The sequence below is a fragment of the Pseudomonas sp. 3B-A001-10F genome, assembly GCF_056313565.1.
Genome location: NZ_JBQYFW010000002.1, coordinates 326,461 through 341,193, shown reverse-complemented (window position 1 = coordinate 341,193; position 14,733 = coordinate 326,461). Strand labels below are relative to the sequence as shown.

At 60.5% G+C, this 14,733-nt stretch carries 16 protein-coding genes; 7 read left to right on the top strand and 9 right to left on the bottom strand.

Annotated elements, in window-relative coordinates; translation table 11 throughout:
- Nucleotides 1-119 precede the first annotated feature (119 nt).
- Nucleotides 120-1,301, top strand: a complete 1,182-nt coding sequence (locus AC0ZWN_RS03975; RefSeq protein ID WP_476334114.1) for a CaiB/BaiF CoA transferase family protein — start codon at nucleotides 120-122, stop codon at nucleotides 1,299-1,301.
- 108 nt (nucleotides 1,302-1,409) lie between these two features.
- Here the strand turns inward: AC0ZWN_RS03975 and AC0ZWN_RS03970 are convergent, their stop codons facing one another.
- Entirely contained in the window at nucleotides 1,410-1,904 is a 495-nt protein-coding gene (locus AC0ZWN_RS03970) for a SprT family zinc-dependent metalloprotease (protein WP_007917517.1), read from the bottom strand.
- Between the two features lie 127 nt (nucleotides 1,905-2,031).
- A complete protein-coding gene (locus tag AC0ZWN_RS03965; RefSeq protein ID WP_016773629.1) occupies nucleotides 2,032-2,634 on the bottom strand; it encodes a Yip1 family protein in 603 nt (200 codons plus the stop codon).
- 288 nt (nucleotides 2,635-2,922) lie between these two features.
- Here AC0ZWN_RS03965 and ttcA point away from each other — a divergent pair, with 288 nt between their 5' ends.
- Together ttcA and AC0ZWN_RS03955 are read left to right on the top strand one after the other, a co-directional pair.
- Nucleotides 2,923-3,747, top strand: coding sequence for a tRNA 2-thiocytidine(32) synthetase TtcA (ttcA, locus tag AC0ZWN_RS03960; RefSeq protein WP_476334113.1), 825 nt, complete (start codon nucleotides 2,923-2,925; stop codon nucleotides 3,745-3,747).
- A 150-nt stretch (nucleotides 3,748-3,897) separates the two neighbouring features.
- Nucleotides 3,898-4,572 carry a DNA-3-methyladenine glycosylase I gene (locus AC0ZWN_RS03955; protein WP_476334112.1) on the top strand — a complete coding sequence of 225 codons (675 nt, stop codon included), beginning with the start codon at nucleotides 3,898-3,900 and terminating at the stop codon, nucleotides 4,570-4,572.
- 99 nt (nucleotides 4,573-4,671) lie between these two features.
- Here AC0ZWN_RS03955 and AC0ZWN_RS03950 read toward each other — a convergent pair whose 3' ends face one another.
- From AC0ZWN_RS03950 to arsC, 3 genes are read right to left on the bottom strand one after another with little or no spacing between them, the layout of a single operon-like run.
- Nucleotides 4,672-5,097 carry a DUF2069 domain-containing protein gene (locus AC0ZWN_RS03950; RefSeq protein WP_460065622.1) on the bottom strand — a complete coding sequence of 142 codons (426 nt, stop codon included), beginning with the start codon at nucleotides 5,095-5,097 and terminating at the stop codon, nucleotides 4,672-4,674.
- Nucleotide 5,098: 1 nt separating this feature from the next.
- Nucleotides 5,099-5,695 (bottom strand): NAD(P)H:quinone oxidoreductase, encoded by a 597-nt coding sequence (gene wrbA, locus AC0ZWN_RS03945; protein ID WP_095125223.1) that lies wholly within the window; start codon nucleotides 5,693-5,695, stop codon nucleotides 5,099-5,101.
- Nucleotides 5,692-6,045, bottom strand: coding sequence for an arsenate reductase (glutaredoxin) (gene arsC, locus AC0ZWN_RS03940; RefSeq protein ID WP_093442189.1), 354 nt, complete (start codon nucleotides 6,043-6,045; stop codon nucleotides 5,692-5,694). The genes wrbA and arsC overlap by 4 nt, the downstream gene beginning before the upstream one ends.
- 113 nt (nucleotides 6,046-6,158) lie before the next feature.
- Here arsC and AC0ZWN_RS03935 point away from each other — a divergent pair, with 113 nt between their 5' ends.
- Entirely contained in the window at nucleotides 6,159-6,626 is a 468-nt protein-coding gene (locus AC0ZWN_RS03935; protein ID WP_007917494.1) for a TlpA disulfide reductase family protein, read from the top strand.
- Between the two features lie 252 nt (nucleotides 6,627-6,878).
- Here the strand turns inward: AC0ZWN_RS03935 and AC0ZWN_RS03930 are convergent, their stop codons facing one another.
- Together AC0ZWN_RS03930 and AC0ZWN_RS03925 are read right to left on the bottom strand one after the other, a co-directional pair.
- On the bottom strand, nucleotides 6,879-7,283 hold the full coding sequence (locus AC0ZWN_RS03930) for an META domain-containing protein (RefSeq protein ID WP_093442194.1): 405 nt from the start codon (nucleotides 7,281-7,283) through the stop codon (nucleotides 6,879-6,881).
- On the bottom strand, nucleotides 7,283-7,717 hold the full coding sequence (locus AC0ZWN_RS03925) for a hypothetical protein (RefSeq protein WP_476334110.1): 435 nt from the start codon (nucleotides 7,715-7,717) through the stop codon (nucleotides 7,283-7,285). The genes AC0ZWN_RS03930 and AC0ZWN_RS03925 overlap by 1 nt, the downstream gene beginning before the upstream one ends.
- 133 nt (nucleotides 7,718-7,850) lie before the next feature.
- On the opposite strand from AC0ZWN_RS03925, the gene AC0ZWN_RS03920 reads away from it, so the two are divergent.
- Nucleotides 7,851-8,309, top strand: coding sequence for a hypothetical protein (locus AC0ZWN_RS03920; RefSeq protein ID WP_476334109.1), 459 nt, complete (start codon nucleotides 7,851-7,853; stop codon nucleotides 8,307-8,309).
- A gap of 12 nt (nucleotides 8,310-8,321) precedes the next feature.
- Here AC0ZWN_RS03920 and AC0ZWN_RS03915 read toward each other — a convergent pair whose 3' ends face one another.
- Complete coding sequence (locus tag AC0ZWN_RS03915; protein WP_258708679.1) at nucleotides 8,322-9,311, bottom strand: 2-hydroxyacid dehydrogenase; 990 nt, start codon at nucleotides 9,309-9,311, stop codon at nucleotides 8,322-8,324.
- Between the two features lie 82 nt (nucleotides 9,312-9,393).
- Entirely contained in the window at nucleotides 9,394-12,147 is a 2,754-nt protein-coding gene (locus AC0ZWN_RS03910; RefSeq protein ID WP_476334127.1) for a response regulator, read from the bottom strand.
- A gap of 219 nt (nucleotides 12,148-12,366) precedes the next feature.
- Between AC0ZWN_RS03910 and AC0ZWN_RS03905 the strand changes: the two genes are divergently transcribed.
- On the top strand, nucleotides 12,367-13,089 hold the full coding sequence (locus AC0ZWN_RS03905) for a response regulator transcription factor (RefSeq protein WP_476334107.1): 723 nt from the start codon (nucleotides 12,367-12,369) through the stop codon (nucleotides 13,087-13,089).
- Entirely contained in the window at nucleotides 13,076-14,500 is a 1,425-nt protein-coding gene (locus AC0ZWN_RS03900) for a histidine kinase sensor domain-containing protein (RefSeq protein ID WP_476334106.1), read from the top strand. Before AC0ZWN_RS03905 ends, AC0ZWN_RS03900 begins: the two co-directional genes overlap by 14 nt.
- The last annotated feature ends 233 nt before the right edge of the window (nucleotides 14,501-14,733 follow it).

Genomic DNA, 14,733 nt, shown 5'->3' with positions numbered 1-14,733 from the left:
TCGGCGGGTTTTTTCTTGCCTGCTGTTTGAGCGTAACGGTCACACCCGCTGACATTTCCGGTGATTGCCGTAGGCGGTATCGCTGCCTAGGCTGAGTGCATCGCCCAAGGAGTTCGCCCATGTCCGCACCGCTGGCCTCACTGAAGATTCTCGATTTCTCTACATTGCTGCCGGGGCCGTTCGCCTCGCTGTTGCTGGCGGATATGGGCGCTGAAGTGCTGCGCATCGAATCACCAACGCGCATGGACCTGCTGCGGGTATTGCCGCCGCATGATGGCGGAGTTTCGGCCAGTCATGCCTACCTCAATCGCAACAAGCGCAGCCTGGCCCTGGACCTCAAACAGCCCGAGGCGCTGGACGTGGTCAAGCAATTGCTGACCGATTACGACATCGTCCTCGAGCAGTTTCGCCCCGGTGTCATGGAGCGTTTGGGCCTGGGTTATGAGGCGCTGAAGGCGATCAACCCGAAGCTGATCTACGTGTCGATCACCGGTTACGGCCAGACCGGGCCGTACAAGGATCGCGCCGGGCATGACATTAACTACCTGGCGCTGGCCGGCCTTGCCAGTTACACCGGCCGTGCCGATAGCGGGCCGTTGCCGCTGGGCATGCAAGTGGCGGACGTGGCGGGTGGTTCGCTGCACGGGGTGATCGGCTTGCTCGCGGCAGTGATTGCCCGTCAGCAATCGGGGCAGGGCACGCACCTGGATGTGAGCATGACTGACTGCGCGTTCAGCCTGAATGCCATGGCCGGTGCCGGCTATCTGGCTTGTGGCGAAGAGCCTGAATGGGAAGAGCAGATGCTCAATGGCGGCAGTTTCTACGACTACTATCGGTCTCGCGATGGACGCTGGATGTCGGTGGGCAGTCTGGAGCCGGGGTTCATGCAGCAATTGTGTGCGGCGCTGGGGCGGCCGGAGTTGGCCGCGCAGGGCCTGTCGCCCAAGCCTGAACAACAGCGGGCGTTGAAATACGCGCTGACGGTCGAGTTTGAAAAACATGACTTTGCCGAGCTGTGCGAGATGTTTGCCGGGATCGATGCGTGCGTCGAGCCGGTGTTGAGTCTGGGTGAGGCGGTGCGCCACCCACAATTGCAGGCGCGGAAACTGGTGACGCAGGTGCCGCGTGGGGATGGCTCGACGCAGGCGCAGATGGCCTGCCCGTTGAAATTTTCCGAGGCGTTGCCGGCGCCGCGGCATGTTGGCGCGGCGTTGGGGCAGCATACGGATCAGGTGTTGGGCGAGTTGGGGTTTAGTGCTGAGCGGATTGCCGAATTGCGTTCATCCAAAGTGATTCTTTAGTGCCTGTACCGACCCTTTCGCGAGCAAGCTCGCTCCCACAGGAGAATGCATTCCACGGTGGGAGCGAGCTTGCTCGCGAAGAGGCCAGAACAGGCAATAAAAAACTGACTATTCGACGCGCATCTCGCCACTGAACACCAACGTGTTCCGGCATCGGCGACACAGGTAACGCCGTCCCTGCCGTACCAGACTATGGCGCTGCGCCGAAAACGGAAAATCGCTGTCAGCGCATGGGCATTTGTAGATATAGCGGGTCACGCTGCGGCGCTTGATTGCATAGGTGTGGCAGCGATCCGGCGGCAGTTCGTAAACACCGCGCATGATCAGTTGCCATTCCTCGCCATGTGGCTGGATACGCTCGCCAAACAACTGATGGGCGATCAGGTGTGCGACTTCGTGGGCCACGGTCTGCTTGAGGAAATGTTCGGTGTTTTCCCGGTACAGCTGAGGATTGAAGCGCAGCAGGTTCTCGTGCAGATGCGCGACACCGGCTTTTTGCCCACGCAGCTTGAGGCTGACGACAGGGCGTGGGAAGGAGCGTTTGAAAAAGGATTCAGCGAGTTGGTAACAGTCTTCGACGCGGGTATTGAGTTGCTCGGGCATGCTTGATGGATCTCCAGAGGTGTCGAGTATGCCGCAACCCTGTGGACTTGCGAATCGCCAAGCTGCCGAATGGTCATCCTTGAAATGACAAGGCCGCCTTGCGGCGGCCTGTATTCAGCCTGTCGAGTCAGTTGGTATAGACGGGTCCCACGCCCAGCCCCCAGACGATCACGGTAAACGCCATGATGGCGACCAGCACCACCAGCCCCACCGCCAGTACTGAGCTTGAGAACAGGAAACCTTCGTCCGATGGAATATTCATGAACGTCGGAAGCCCCACATACAACAGATAAACCGTGTAGCAAATGGCCGCCGTACCGACGATCATCCCCAGCCACATATGCGGATACAGCGCCGCCAGACCGCCGACGAACAACGGTGTCGCGGTATAAGTGGCAAATGCGACACAACGGGCCAGACTCGGGTTGGCGTCATAGGTACGCGCCATCCAGTGCACGAAAGCGCCCATGACCGCGACGCCGCCGAGCATGGCCAGGTACGACATGATCGTCATCCACAGTGCGCTTTCAAAGGTAAGCATCACCGGTGCGCGGTTGCCGATCACCCAGCCAACCTGAGTAGTGCCGATAAACGCCGAGACAGCGGGGATCGCCGCCAGAATCAGCGTGTGGGTGAGGTACATGTGGCTGATGCTTTCCTCTTGGTCGCCACGGATTTCCTTCCATTCCTGATCGGGGTGGGTAAAAAGTCCCACTACGTGATGGATCATGCCAGTCACTCCTCTTGTTATTGCCATCGCCCCCCAACGGAGCGCCTACGGGCCAAGGTGGCCGAGCAAATTCAGGTCTTCAGATGTGTGCGACCTTATGTCGCAGTATAGAAAGGTCTTACCCGCACAGGTATTAGGGGCTTAGAGCAAATCGCGCTGTAAACAGGGGGCTTAATCGCCTCGGGGTCTGTAAAGATGACATCCTTGGCCCACGACAACCTGTGCCCACAACCCCGGGGTTTTTGCGTAAAATGCCGGCCTTTCGTCACACCTCACGGATTTCGCGTCATGGGCACTCTTACGGTCAACCAGAACAAACTGCAAAAGCGCCTGCGCCGTCTGGCCGGCGAAGCGGTCGCCGATTTCAACATGATTGAAGATGGCGACAAGGTCATGGTCTGCCTGTCCGGCGGCAAGGACAGCTACACCATGCTCGATGTGCTGCTGCACCTGCAAAAGGTTGCCCCGATCAAGTTCGAGATCGTTGCGGTGAACATGGACCAGAAGCAGCCGGGCTTCCCCGAGCATGTGCTGCCGGCCTATCTGAAAGAGCTGGGCGTCGAGTACCACATCGTCGAGAAAGACACCTACTCGGTGGTCAAGGAACTGATCCCGGAGGGCAAGACCACTTGCTCGCTGTGCTCGCGCCTGCGTCGCGGCACGCTGTACACCTTTGCCGATGAGATCGGCGCGACGAAAATGGCTCTCGGTCACCACCGTGACGACATCGTCGAGACGTTCTTCCTCAACATGTTCTTCAACGGCAGCCTCAAGGCCATGCCGCCGAAGCTGCGCGCCGATGACGGCCGCAACGTGGTGATTCGTCCGCTGGCCTACTGCAACGAGAAAGACATTCAGGCGTACTCGGACTTCAAGGAATTCCCGATCATCCCGTGCAACCTCTGCGGTTCGCAGGAAAACCTGCAGCGTCAGGTAGTCAAGGAAATGCTTCAGGACTGGGAACGCAAGACCCCGGGCCGTACCGAAAGCATCTTCCGCAGCCTGCAGAACGTGATTCCGTCGCAACTGGCCGACCGCAACCTGTTCGACTTCACCAGCCTGAAGATCGACGAGACCGCGGCTTCGCGCTTCGTCAACATCGTCAATCTGTAAACCCATTCCCTGTGGGAGCGAGCTTGCTCGCGAAGGCGTCGTGTCAGCCGGCATCAATGTTGAATGACATGCCGCTTTCGCGAGCAAGCTCGCTCCCACAGTGTTTTGTGTTCAAAGGTAGAATTTCATTTTCAATTCCCAGGAGAGGGCATGCGCGATTACAAGTGGCTGCACGAATACTGTCTGAACCGCTTCGGTTCGGCGGCTGAACTGGAAGCCCATCTGCCCGTTCCCAAGACCCCGGCACAACTGCGCAAGATCAGCGACGACCGTTACCTCTCGACCATGGCCCTGCGCGTATTTCGCGCCGGCCTCAAGCACAGTCTGGTCGACGCCAAGTGGCCGGCCTTCGAAGAAGTGTTCTTCAAGTTCGACCCGGAAAAAGTCGTGCTGATGAGCGCCGAACACCTTGAACGCCTGATGCAGGATGCGCGGATTATCCGTCACCTGGGCAAGCTCAAGAGCGTGCCGCGCAATGCGCAGTTCATTCTCGATGTCGAGAAAGACAAGGGCAGTTTTGGCGCGTTGATTGCCGACTGGCCGGTGACCGATATCGTCGGCCTGTGGACGTACCTGAAAAAACACGGCCATCAATTGGGCGGGCTGTCGGCGCCACGCTTTTTGCGCATGGTCGGCAAGGATACGTTTGTGCCGAGCTACGACGTGGTTGCGGCGCTGAATGCACAGAAGATCGTCGACAAGGTGCCGACCAGTCTGCGTGACCTGGCGATTGTCCAGGACACGTTCAACCAGTGGCATGAGCAGAGCGGCGGACGGGCGATGAGCCAGATTTCGATGATGCTCGCGTACACCGTCAACCATTAAGACCGCGTCGCCCCATTCGCGAACAGGCTCGCTCCCACAGGGGATTTGTGAACGCCACAGATCCCCTGTAGGAGTGAGCCTGCTCGCGATAGCTATTCGTCAGGCGACGCTGATCTCGCCCTCGCCAGCCAGTTTACGATTCAACTGATACCGCCACCGCACATACAACAGCGCCGAGCAGAACACCGCCAGGCTCGCGACCATCTCCAGCACCCCAAACCACTGTCGGTTCGGGTCATACGCCGCCAGTGCGCCCTTGATGAAATACAGATTCACCACAAAACACATCCACGAATGCCCACGGGCGCTGCCCATGATCATCGCCGGGGCGAGGATGATCCACGGGATCAGCTCGACCAGCAGAATCACCCATGGCCGCGCGCCGTGCAGGTCGGCGAACAGCAGATAGTAGGCCGCGAGCAGACCGGCTAGGGCGAAAAAGCTCAGCAGGCTCAGCACCCGCATCGCCTTCACCCGTGGCTCAAGCCACTCGACACTCGGCAGAATCTTCGGCTTCTTCGCCATCTCAGCCCACCAGTTTCTGAGCGGTTTTGGCCAGCCGCAGACCCAACGCACGGCACAGTGCAACTTCGTGCTGATCAAGGCCTTTTTTGCCGTCCGCTCCGGCGTGATGACTTGCACCGTAAGGCGTGCCGCCACCCTGGGTTTCCAGCAGCGCCGACTCGCTGTACGGCAGGCCGGTGATGAGCATGCCGTGGTGCAGCAGCGGCAACATCATCGACAGCAGGGTGGTTTCCTGACCGCCGTGCAGGCTGGCGGTGGAGGTGAACACGCCAGCCGGTTTGCCGACGAGGGCGCCGGTCAGCCACAGGTTGCTGGTGCCGTCGAGGAAGTACTTCAGTGGCGCGGCCATGTTGCCGAAACGCGTCGGGCTACCGAGGGCGAGGCCAGCGCAGTTCTTCAAATCATCCAGCGTTGCGTACAGCGCGCCGTCCTCCGGGATGGCCGGGGCCACGGCTTCGCACTCGGTGGAGATCGCCGGCACGGTGCGCAGGCGCGCTTCGAGGCCAGCCTGTTCGACACCGCGGGCAATCTGCCGGGCCATCTCGTTGGTCGAGCCGTTGCGGCTGTAATACAGCACCAGAATGTACGGCGCGCTCACGGCAACAACTCCAGGATATTTTCGGGTGGACGACCGATCACCGCTTTGTCGCCGACCTCGAGAATCGGTCGCTCCATCAGTTTTGGATGCTGGGCAATAGCGTCGATCAATTGCGCTTCGCTGAGGCTTTCGTCAGCCAGTTGAAGCATTTTGTATTCATCCTCCCCGGTGCGCAGCAACTGACGTGCGCTGATCCCGAGCTTGCCGAGCAGGGCCTTGATTTGCGCTGCATTCAGCGGGGTCTCGAGGTACCGCACGACGTTCGGGGTCAGGCCGCGGGCTTCAAGAAGCTCCAGCGCGCCGCGGGATTTCGAGCAGCGCGGATTGTGATAAAGCGTCAGATCGGTCATGGCGGGTCGCTTCTGGCGTAAAGTGGCGGCTATTCTAACTGTGCAGCGCGCAATCCAGAACCTTCGGAGGCAATGGGTCGCAGGCGCCTTCAAATTTTCTCAAGGAACACGACATGACACGGCGATTGGCAGCGGCATTGACGATAATCGGGGCGTTGATGCTGGGGGGCTGCGGCAATGATTACGGGATTGACCAGAACGGTCAGAAGGTCGCGTCCGAACGTCTCGACAAGCAATGGGTGGTGCTCAACTACTGGGCCGAATGGTGCGGCCCGTGCCGCACCGAGATCCCGGAACTCAACCATCTGGCTGACGAGCTGAAGAGCAAGAACGTCGGCGTGTTCGGGGTCAACTTTGACAATGTGCAAGGTGTGGAGCTGAAAGACGCCAGTGAAAAACTGGGCATCAAGTTCACCGTGCTGGCGCAGGATCCGGCGGAGTTGTTTGAGTTACCGCGCAGTGAGGCGCTGCCGGTGACGTACATCATCGACAACAAAGGCAAGGTGCGGGAGCAGTTGATGGGGGAGCAGACGGCGGCGGGGGTGATGGCGAAGCTGGAGGCGTTGCAGGCAACCAAGTAACGTCAAAAGCCCCTCACCCCAGCCCTCTCCCAGAGGGAGAGGGAGCCGACCGAGGTGTCTGGCGAGGTACATCGACCTGAGAGATCGAGTCGATTGTGAATTCGTCAAAACCAGATCCGCTCGATTAGGCAGTCGCAAGAGCGGGATTCGATCGATTATGGATTCGATGAAGACCCTTCAGGTCGGCGTAGCTCCCCAATATCCCCCAATCAGTCCCCTCTCCCCCTGGGAGAGGGCTAGGGTGAGGGCTTTTTAGCCTTCTTCCAGCCACCAACGCAAAGGCTTGCCTTCAGCCGGCCAGAAGCGCATCTGCTCGATCGGCGAGATGTCCCAGCGCTCGACGTGTTCCAGCGCCTGCAGGAAGCGTTGTTCCTGCTCCATCAACGCCGGTGCACAGAGTTTGCGGGTCTTGCCGATCTTGCCGAAGGTCAGCTTGTCGCCGTCCAGCGTATACGGCGCAAACCAATGGTTGCAGCCGCCGTTGCCGTAGGCACGGCCATCATCGCCAAGGGTCACGGTCAGGTGGCTGTAATCCATCAGCGGGCGCTCGCCGATCCACTCCAGAATGTAGCTGCGGTTCTGTTGCAGTTGCACAGGCTCTGCCGCGCAACCCACCAGACCCACACCGACCATAGCGGTCAGGGCAAGCCGTTTCATCACGCAGGCTCCTGGCATTTCGGGCACAGGTGCTTTTCGCCAACGGCTTTCCAGCCCAGCTCGGCGATGCGCGCGGTGGCAGCCGGTTTCTCGGCAGCCTTGCCGAGTTTGGCGTCCACGGCAAATTCGAAGCTCAGCTCTTTGGCGCAGTTGTCGCAATTGACCTGCCAGGTGTGGATCGCCAGTTCGCCGAACACCGGGCCAGTGGTCATCGCGGTCCATTGGCCCGGCGGGTTGATCAGGTGGCGGACGGTTTCAACGGTCAGGCGCATGGACAAGTCCTTGCTGCCTTTGAGGGTGACCAACAGCGCGTCACCGATGCGAATCGAGCCACCATTGCCGGTGACCTGATAGCGGCCCGGAACGAGGGCGCGGCATTCGGTGAGGGTGTGTTGCGGGTTCATCAGGGTATAGCGGAAATCGTGTTCGACCATGGGTCCTCCAAATATGCGCGACATGCTAGCACGGGGTTGATTGCAGAATGATGCGCGCGTACGACCTTCGATCCGGTTCAAATACCGCGACACTCATGGCAAACTGCCGGCCTCGAATCTGAAGGAACGGAACATGGCGCTGATCGAATGTTATGAATGCAAAAAGAGCATCAGCTCCGAAGCCTCGGCCTGCATTCATTGTGGAGCTCCGATGGCGGAGCAAACCGCTCACGCCCCGGCGCAGGCAACTGCGGCCCCGGCTCAGCCTTCGACGATTTCTTTTGGCAGTCTGCCGCGTAACAAGGCTGTGCCCGAAGTCACTGCTCCAGCGCCTGAACCGCAACCTTTACCGAAAGTCATGCCGGCCGCCGCGCGGCGTCGGCGCCAGCAGCCAACCGAGCAACCGGCCACAGAGCAGGCCAATGCCGACGGCAGTCGTCCGGTGGAAGGCTGGCTGAAGATCATGATCTTCCTGCTGCCGATGTTTTTCGTCTGGTTCCTGCTGCGCTACGGCCACTCGATGAAACAGCGCTTTTTTGGTTTCGGCTGGCTGGCGATGCTGATTCTGGCGTCTTCGCTTTCACCGAAATAAGCTCAAAAAACCTCAGCCCTCGACCTGGTTCTGTGGCGTTCCCGCCGCCCAGGTCGCGATGTTGTGCAGGGTGGTTGCGGCAATTGCACCCAGTGCTTCACGGGTCAGAAAGGCCTGATGCGCGGTGATGATCACGTTGGGAAAGGTCAGCAATCGCGCCAGCACATCGTCCTGCAAAGGCAGGTCGGAGCGATCCTCGAAAAACAGTTGTGCCTCTTCCTCATAGACATCCAGCCCCAGATAGCCGAGTTGGCCGTCCTTCAATGCATCGATCAGTGCCGGTGTGTCGACCAGCCCACCACGGCCGGTATTGATCAGCATGGCGCCCGCCTGCATGTGCGCCAGTGAGTCGCGGTTGATCAGGTGTTTGCTTTGCTCGTTGAGCGGGCAGTGCAGGCTGATGATCCGCGACTGCGCGAGCAGTTCCGGCAGGCTCAGGTAACGCGCACCCAACGCCAGAACATCTGGGTTGGGGAAGGGATCGTAAGCCAGTAGCTCACAACCGAAACCGTGCATGATTTTCGCGAACGTGGCGCCGATCTGTCCGGTGCCGACAATCCCCACGGTTTTGCCAACCAGGTCGAAACCGGTCAGGCCATGCAGGCTGAAATCGCCTTCACGGGTGCGGTTATAGGCACGGTGCAGGCGACGGTTGAGGGCCAGGATCAGCGCCACGGCGTGTTCGGCCACCGCATGCGGCGAGTAGGCTGGCACGCGCACCACGGCCAGTCCGAGACGTTTCGCTGCGGCCAGATCGACATGGTTGTAGCCCGCCGAGCGCAGGGCAATCAGGCGCGTGCCGCCCGCAGCCAAGCGCTCCAGCACGGGAGCGCTGAGATCATCATTGATGAACGCACAGACCACTTCATGTCTATCGGCCAGCGCTGCCGTATCGAGGCTGAGCCGGGCCGCTTGAAAGTGCAGCTCGATACCTGCCGGGCAAGCGGCGGCGAGAAAGCTGTCGCGGTCATAGGTCTGGCTACTGAAAACGAGCGTGCGCATGAAATCCTCCTGGAACATCGACACGGATTGAATCACCCGAACCCACTTTAGCGCTGCCGGTGTTGGCCGGCATTGCCGTGGATCAGGCGCTGATCTTCGCTTGTGCCGCGAGCCGGTTGATCGCGCGCTCCAGTTCTTCCAGCGCTGCCACGGCCTTGGGGTCGTCCTGCTTGAGCAGGGTTTCGCTGCGCTGGCAGGCCGCGCGCAATTGCGGTACGCCGCAATAACGGGTGGCACCGTGCAGGCGATGGACGCGTTCGATCAATGCATTCTGGTCGCGGTTTTCGCACGCCGCGCGGATGGCCTCACGGTCGGCCTCCAGTGAGGCGAGCAACATGGCCAGCATGTCTGCCGCCAGATCAGCCTTGCCGGCGGCCAGGCGCAAACCTTCCTCGTGATCGAGCACCGGCAGTTCATTATTGCCCGCCGCGCTGTCGCTGATCCGCTCCGGCCCTTGATTGCGCAAGGCCAGGCCGGTCCATTTCAGCACCACCTGCGCCAGTTGCCGTTCGCTGATCGGTTTGGTCAGGTAATCGTCCATGCCGCTTTGCAGCAACGCGCGTTTTTCGTTGGCCATGGCGTGGGCGGTGAGGGCGACGATCGGCAGCGGTGTGCAATGCCGCTCGCTTTCCCACTGGCGAATGGTTTCGGTGCTCTGACGGCCGTCCATGCCCGGCATCTGCACGTCCATCAACACCAGATCGAAGGACTCGCTTTGTACGGCTTTGACCGCCGCGTAGCCGCTTTCCACCGCGAGCACCTTGGCGCCCATGTCTTCGAGCAGGGTTTGCACCAGCAGCAAGTTGGCCGGGTTGTCGTCGACACAGAGCACTTTCGGCGCGCGGCTCGACAGCGGTTCCCCTGGCTCATTGCGCGGCTGGCGCGGGTTGACCAGATCGGCCAGCGCGCGACGCAGTTTGCGCGTGCAGGCCGGCTTGGCTTGCAACTGACTGTGCGGGTTCGGTACCGACAGATGAAACAGCGTCTGTTCGGTGGTCGGGCACAGCACCAGCACTTTGCAGCCCAGATGTTCGAGGTCCCAGATGTGCTGATTCAAACGCTCGGGCAGCATGTCGTTGCTGGTGATGCCGATGACCGCCAGATCAATCGCCTGATCGGTCTGGTGCGCGCCGGTGACGCCATTGGTCAAGGTTTCCAGCGTATTGAACGGCGTGACATCGAGGCCACAGTCTTCCAGTTGATGTTGCAAGGCCTGACGCGCCAGTTCATGACTTTCCAGTACCGCCACGCGGCGCCCGAGTAGCGGCGCGGCCGGCAAGTCTTCGGCGTCGTCACGGGTTTTCGGCAGGCTCAGGCTGATCCAGAATTCCGAGCCTTCGCCCGGTGTGCTGTCGACGCCGATTTCGCCACCCATCTGCTCAATCAGACGCTTGGAAATCACCAGCCCGAGGCCGGTGCCGCCCGGTTGCCGCGACAGCGAGTTGTCGGCCTGACTGAAGGCCTGGAACAACGCGCGCACGTCCTGATTCGACAGGCCGATGCCGGTGTCCTGAATGCTGATGCGCAACTGCACGCTGTCCTCGTGTTCATCTTCGAGCATAGCGCGGGCAACGATGGTGCCTTCGCGGGTGAACTTGATCGCGTTGCTGACCAGGTTGGTGAGGATCTGCTTCAGGCGCAACGGGTCACCGACCAGCGACAGCGGCGTGTCGCGGTAGACCAGACTGACCAGCTCCAATTGCTTGGCGTGTGCGGCAGGGGCGAGGATGGTCAGGGTGTCCTGCAACAGATCGCGCAGGTTGAACGGAATATGGTCGAGTACCAGTTTGCCAGCCTCGATTTTCGAGAAGTCGAGGATCTCGTTGATGATCCCCAGCAAGCTGTCGGCAGACTTTTCGATGGTGCCCAGATAATCGAGCTGGCGCGGGGTCAGTTCGCTTTTCTGCAACAGATGCGTGAAGCCGAGAATGCCGTTGAGCGGCGTGCGGATTTCGTGGCTCATGTTGGCGAGGAATTCGGATTTGATCCGGCTCGCCTCCAGCGCTTCTTTGCGCGCCAAGTCCAGTTCGATGTTCTGGATCTCGATGGTTTCCAGGTTCTGGCGCACGTCTTCGGTGGCCTGATCGACACTGTGCTGCAACTCTTCGCGGGCGTTTTGCAGTGTGCCGGCCATGCGGTTGATCCCGGAGGCCAGTTCATCCAGCTCCTGACTGCCGAGCGGTGGCAAACGCGTTTCCAGATGGCCGTCCTTGAGTTGCGCGACGGCTTGTTTGATCTGGCTCAGCGGACGGTTGATGGTGCGGCCCATGCGCAACGCCAGCAGGGCGGCGCCCGCCAGACCGGCGGCAATCAGCAGCAGGCTGGCAAACAGGCTGCGATAACCGCGCAGCAACATGCCGTTATGCGACAGCTCCAATTCGACCCAGCCAAGCAGTCGCTCGGACTCGTCCGGGATCAGTTCGCCGGCGAGGTTGCGATGTTTGCCGAACACCGGCATCAGGTAACGCGTCGCGTCATTGCCGCTGCGCCGTTGCAAATGCGCGCTGTCGCCGCTCGGTGCCTGATTGAGCATGGTCGGGCCGGCATGCGCCAGCGGTGAGCGGTCCGGGGCGAGGAAGGTCACCGCGCGCACGTCCGGCTGTTCAAGGGATTGCGTGGCGATGCGCTCCAGCAATTCGCTGTTGCCATGGCCCATGGCGGGTGCCACCAGCGGCGCCAGTTGCTCGGCAATCATTTCGCCGCGCTGCATCAATTGGGTCTGCAAGTCGGCCTGCTGCGTCCAGGTGAAATAACCACCCAGCACCAGCGCCATCAGGCTGGTCGGCAACAAGGTCAGCAATAACACGCGACCTTTGATTCCCAGTTTCTTGAGCACGCCTATCTCCTGCATCCCGCTGATCTGTTGACTCATGCGTGCATCCGGCACGCGACATTGGCGCAGTGTAGCGATTTGCTCGCGGGCAATCTCCGGAAAAATGCGCTCGCGTCGGGGCAGGGCGTCGCTGCTCGTTGGTCAGCTCGGTCAACCTTGAGTTGCCCGATGCCCGGCAATCTTGAATAATCAGTCTCAACTGAGAATTACTTGCAGATACTCATGACTCCTGTTTCCGCTGGCCAGCCACGCATTCTCTCCATCGAAGACGATCCGGTACTCGGCGCCTATGTTCACGAACATCTGGGCCGCAGCGGCTTTCAGGTGACGTGGTGCCAGAACGGTCAGGAAGGCCTGAACATCGCCACGCGCCAGCCGTTCGACGTGGTGCTGATGGATATTCTCTTGCCGGGCCTGGACGGTTTGCAGGTGTTGACGCAATTGCGCCAGAGCCACACGACGCCAGTGCTGCTGATGTCGGCCCTCGGCGCCGAGGCGGATCGCATCAGCGGTTTCCGTCTCGGTGCTGACGATTATTTACCCAAGCCGTTCAGCATGGCCGAGTTGCATGTGCGCATCGAAGCGATCCTGCGCCGGGTTGCGCTGGATCGGCGCCCGGCAGCGCTGGCGGCGCCAGTGGCGGTTGGTACGCTGCGCTTCGATGACGAACAGTGCGATGTGTTTTTCCGCGAACAACCCGCCGGGCTGACCCGCAGCGAATTCCGCTTGCTGGAAACCCTCAACCGCAATGATGAGGAAGTGCTGAGCAAAGCCTTCCTTTATCAGCACGTTCTGCAGCGCGGCTACGCGGCCCACGACCGCAGCCTCGACATGCACATCAGCCAGATCCGCCGCAAACTGAAAGCCATCGGTTACACCGAGCGGGAAGTGCGTACGGTCTGGGGCAAGGGTTACGTTCTGAGCGCTGCCGATGAAACGCTCTGAACTGCCGGGGCGGCATTCACTGTTCTGGAAACTGGCGTTTCTGCTGGTCGCATTTTGTCTGCTGATGATCTGGCTGAGCTGGTCGTGGGGCCGTTATATGGAGGAGCGCAACCAGTTCCTCTCCGACGACGCGCGCGGCACACTGACGCGTTACGCCGCGCAAGCGGAACAGGCGTGGCAGCACGGCGGCCGCAGCGGGGTCGATGACTGGTTGCAGAGCATGGAGTTGCGCGAAGCCAGTTGGGTCGGTGTGATCGGTGGCAACCTGCAGTCGCTGAGCAATGATCCGCTGAATGATCAGGAAATTCAGCACCTGACCTTCTTGCGTGGGCTCGACTGGCCGATCCACAAGAAAGGCCGCCCGTGGCTGCGCATTCCTTTCCCCAAAGAGCCGTCTGCCGGCAGCCTGGTGATCGAATTGCCCGAACGATTTGTTCCGGGTAAGTACCGGGTGTTCTGGCGCGTCATCACCAACGGCGTGATTCCAGGTCTGTTCACGTTATTGCTGTGTGTCGGTCTGTACCGCTTGCTGGTCGTGCCCCTGAACAACCTGCGCGAACAGGCTAACGCCTGGCGTGCCGATCAATTGAATGTGCGGCTGTCGAGCGGTATCACCCAGCGCCCGGATGAACTCGGCGAGCTGGCGCGGGCGTTCGACTCCATGTCCGAGCGCCTGCAATCCACCGTCGCCCTGCAACAGCAATTGCTCCGCGATCTGTCCCATGAATTGCGCACGCCGCTGAGCCGCCTGCGCGTGGCCAGCGAGAGCGAGCAAGATTTGGTGCAGCTACGCGAACGTATCGGTCGTGAAGTCGACGGTATGCAACGACTGGTCGAAGACACCTTGCAACTGGCCTGGCTCGATACCGAGCGCTCGCCATTGCCCGACGAGGCGATTCAGATCCAGGCGCTGTGGGAAATGCTCACCGACAATGCCTGTTATGAAAGCGGCTGGCCGAGTCTGCAATTGCAGTGCGCGGTCGAGGCGTCGTGCTGGGTGCGCGGCAACTTGAATACCCTGGCGCAGGCGCTGGAGAACATTTTGCGCAACGCGATTCGGCATTCGCCTGCGGGCGGGATTGTGCGGCTCGATGGACGGCGCGATGGCGATTACTGGCACCTGTGGCTGGAAGATCAGGGCGGCGGCGTAGCGGAAGGGGATCTGGAACGGATCTTCTCGCCTTTCACCCGCCTTGACGGCTCGCGGCCCGGCGACGGTGGATTTGGCTTGGGGCTGAGCATCGCGCGCAATGCCGTGCAGCGTCAGGGCGGGAGTATTTGGGCGGAAAATAGCGGGGCAGGGTTGCGGTTGAATTTGCGGTTGCTGGCGGATGACGGTGTTGCGCCGACTGACGCCTTCGCGAGCAGGCTCGCTCCCACATTGGAACTCGGTTCGCCGCAGATTGTGTGATCAACAGTTAATAGTGTCATCACTGCTGACACTATTCTGCGAATGACACTACTCCCTGTGGGAGCGATCCTGCTCGCGAAGAGGCCATACGCATCACCGCCAATTAAGATGACCCACCGTAAAAGTCGCACCACTGGTGCGACTTTCAATCCCTTATTCCCATAAACCATAAGCACCGCACTTTGCGTGATATGGCCTGCGCGGGTTTGCCGGTATGATAGGCGCCCCCGCAC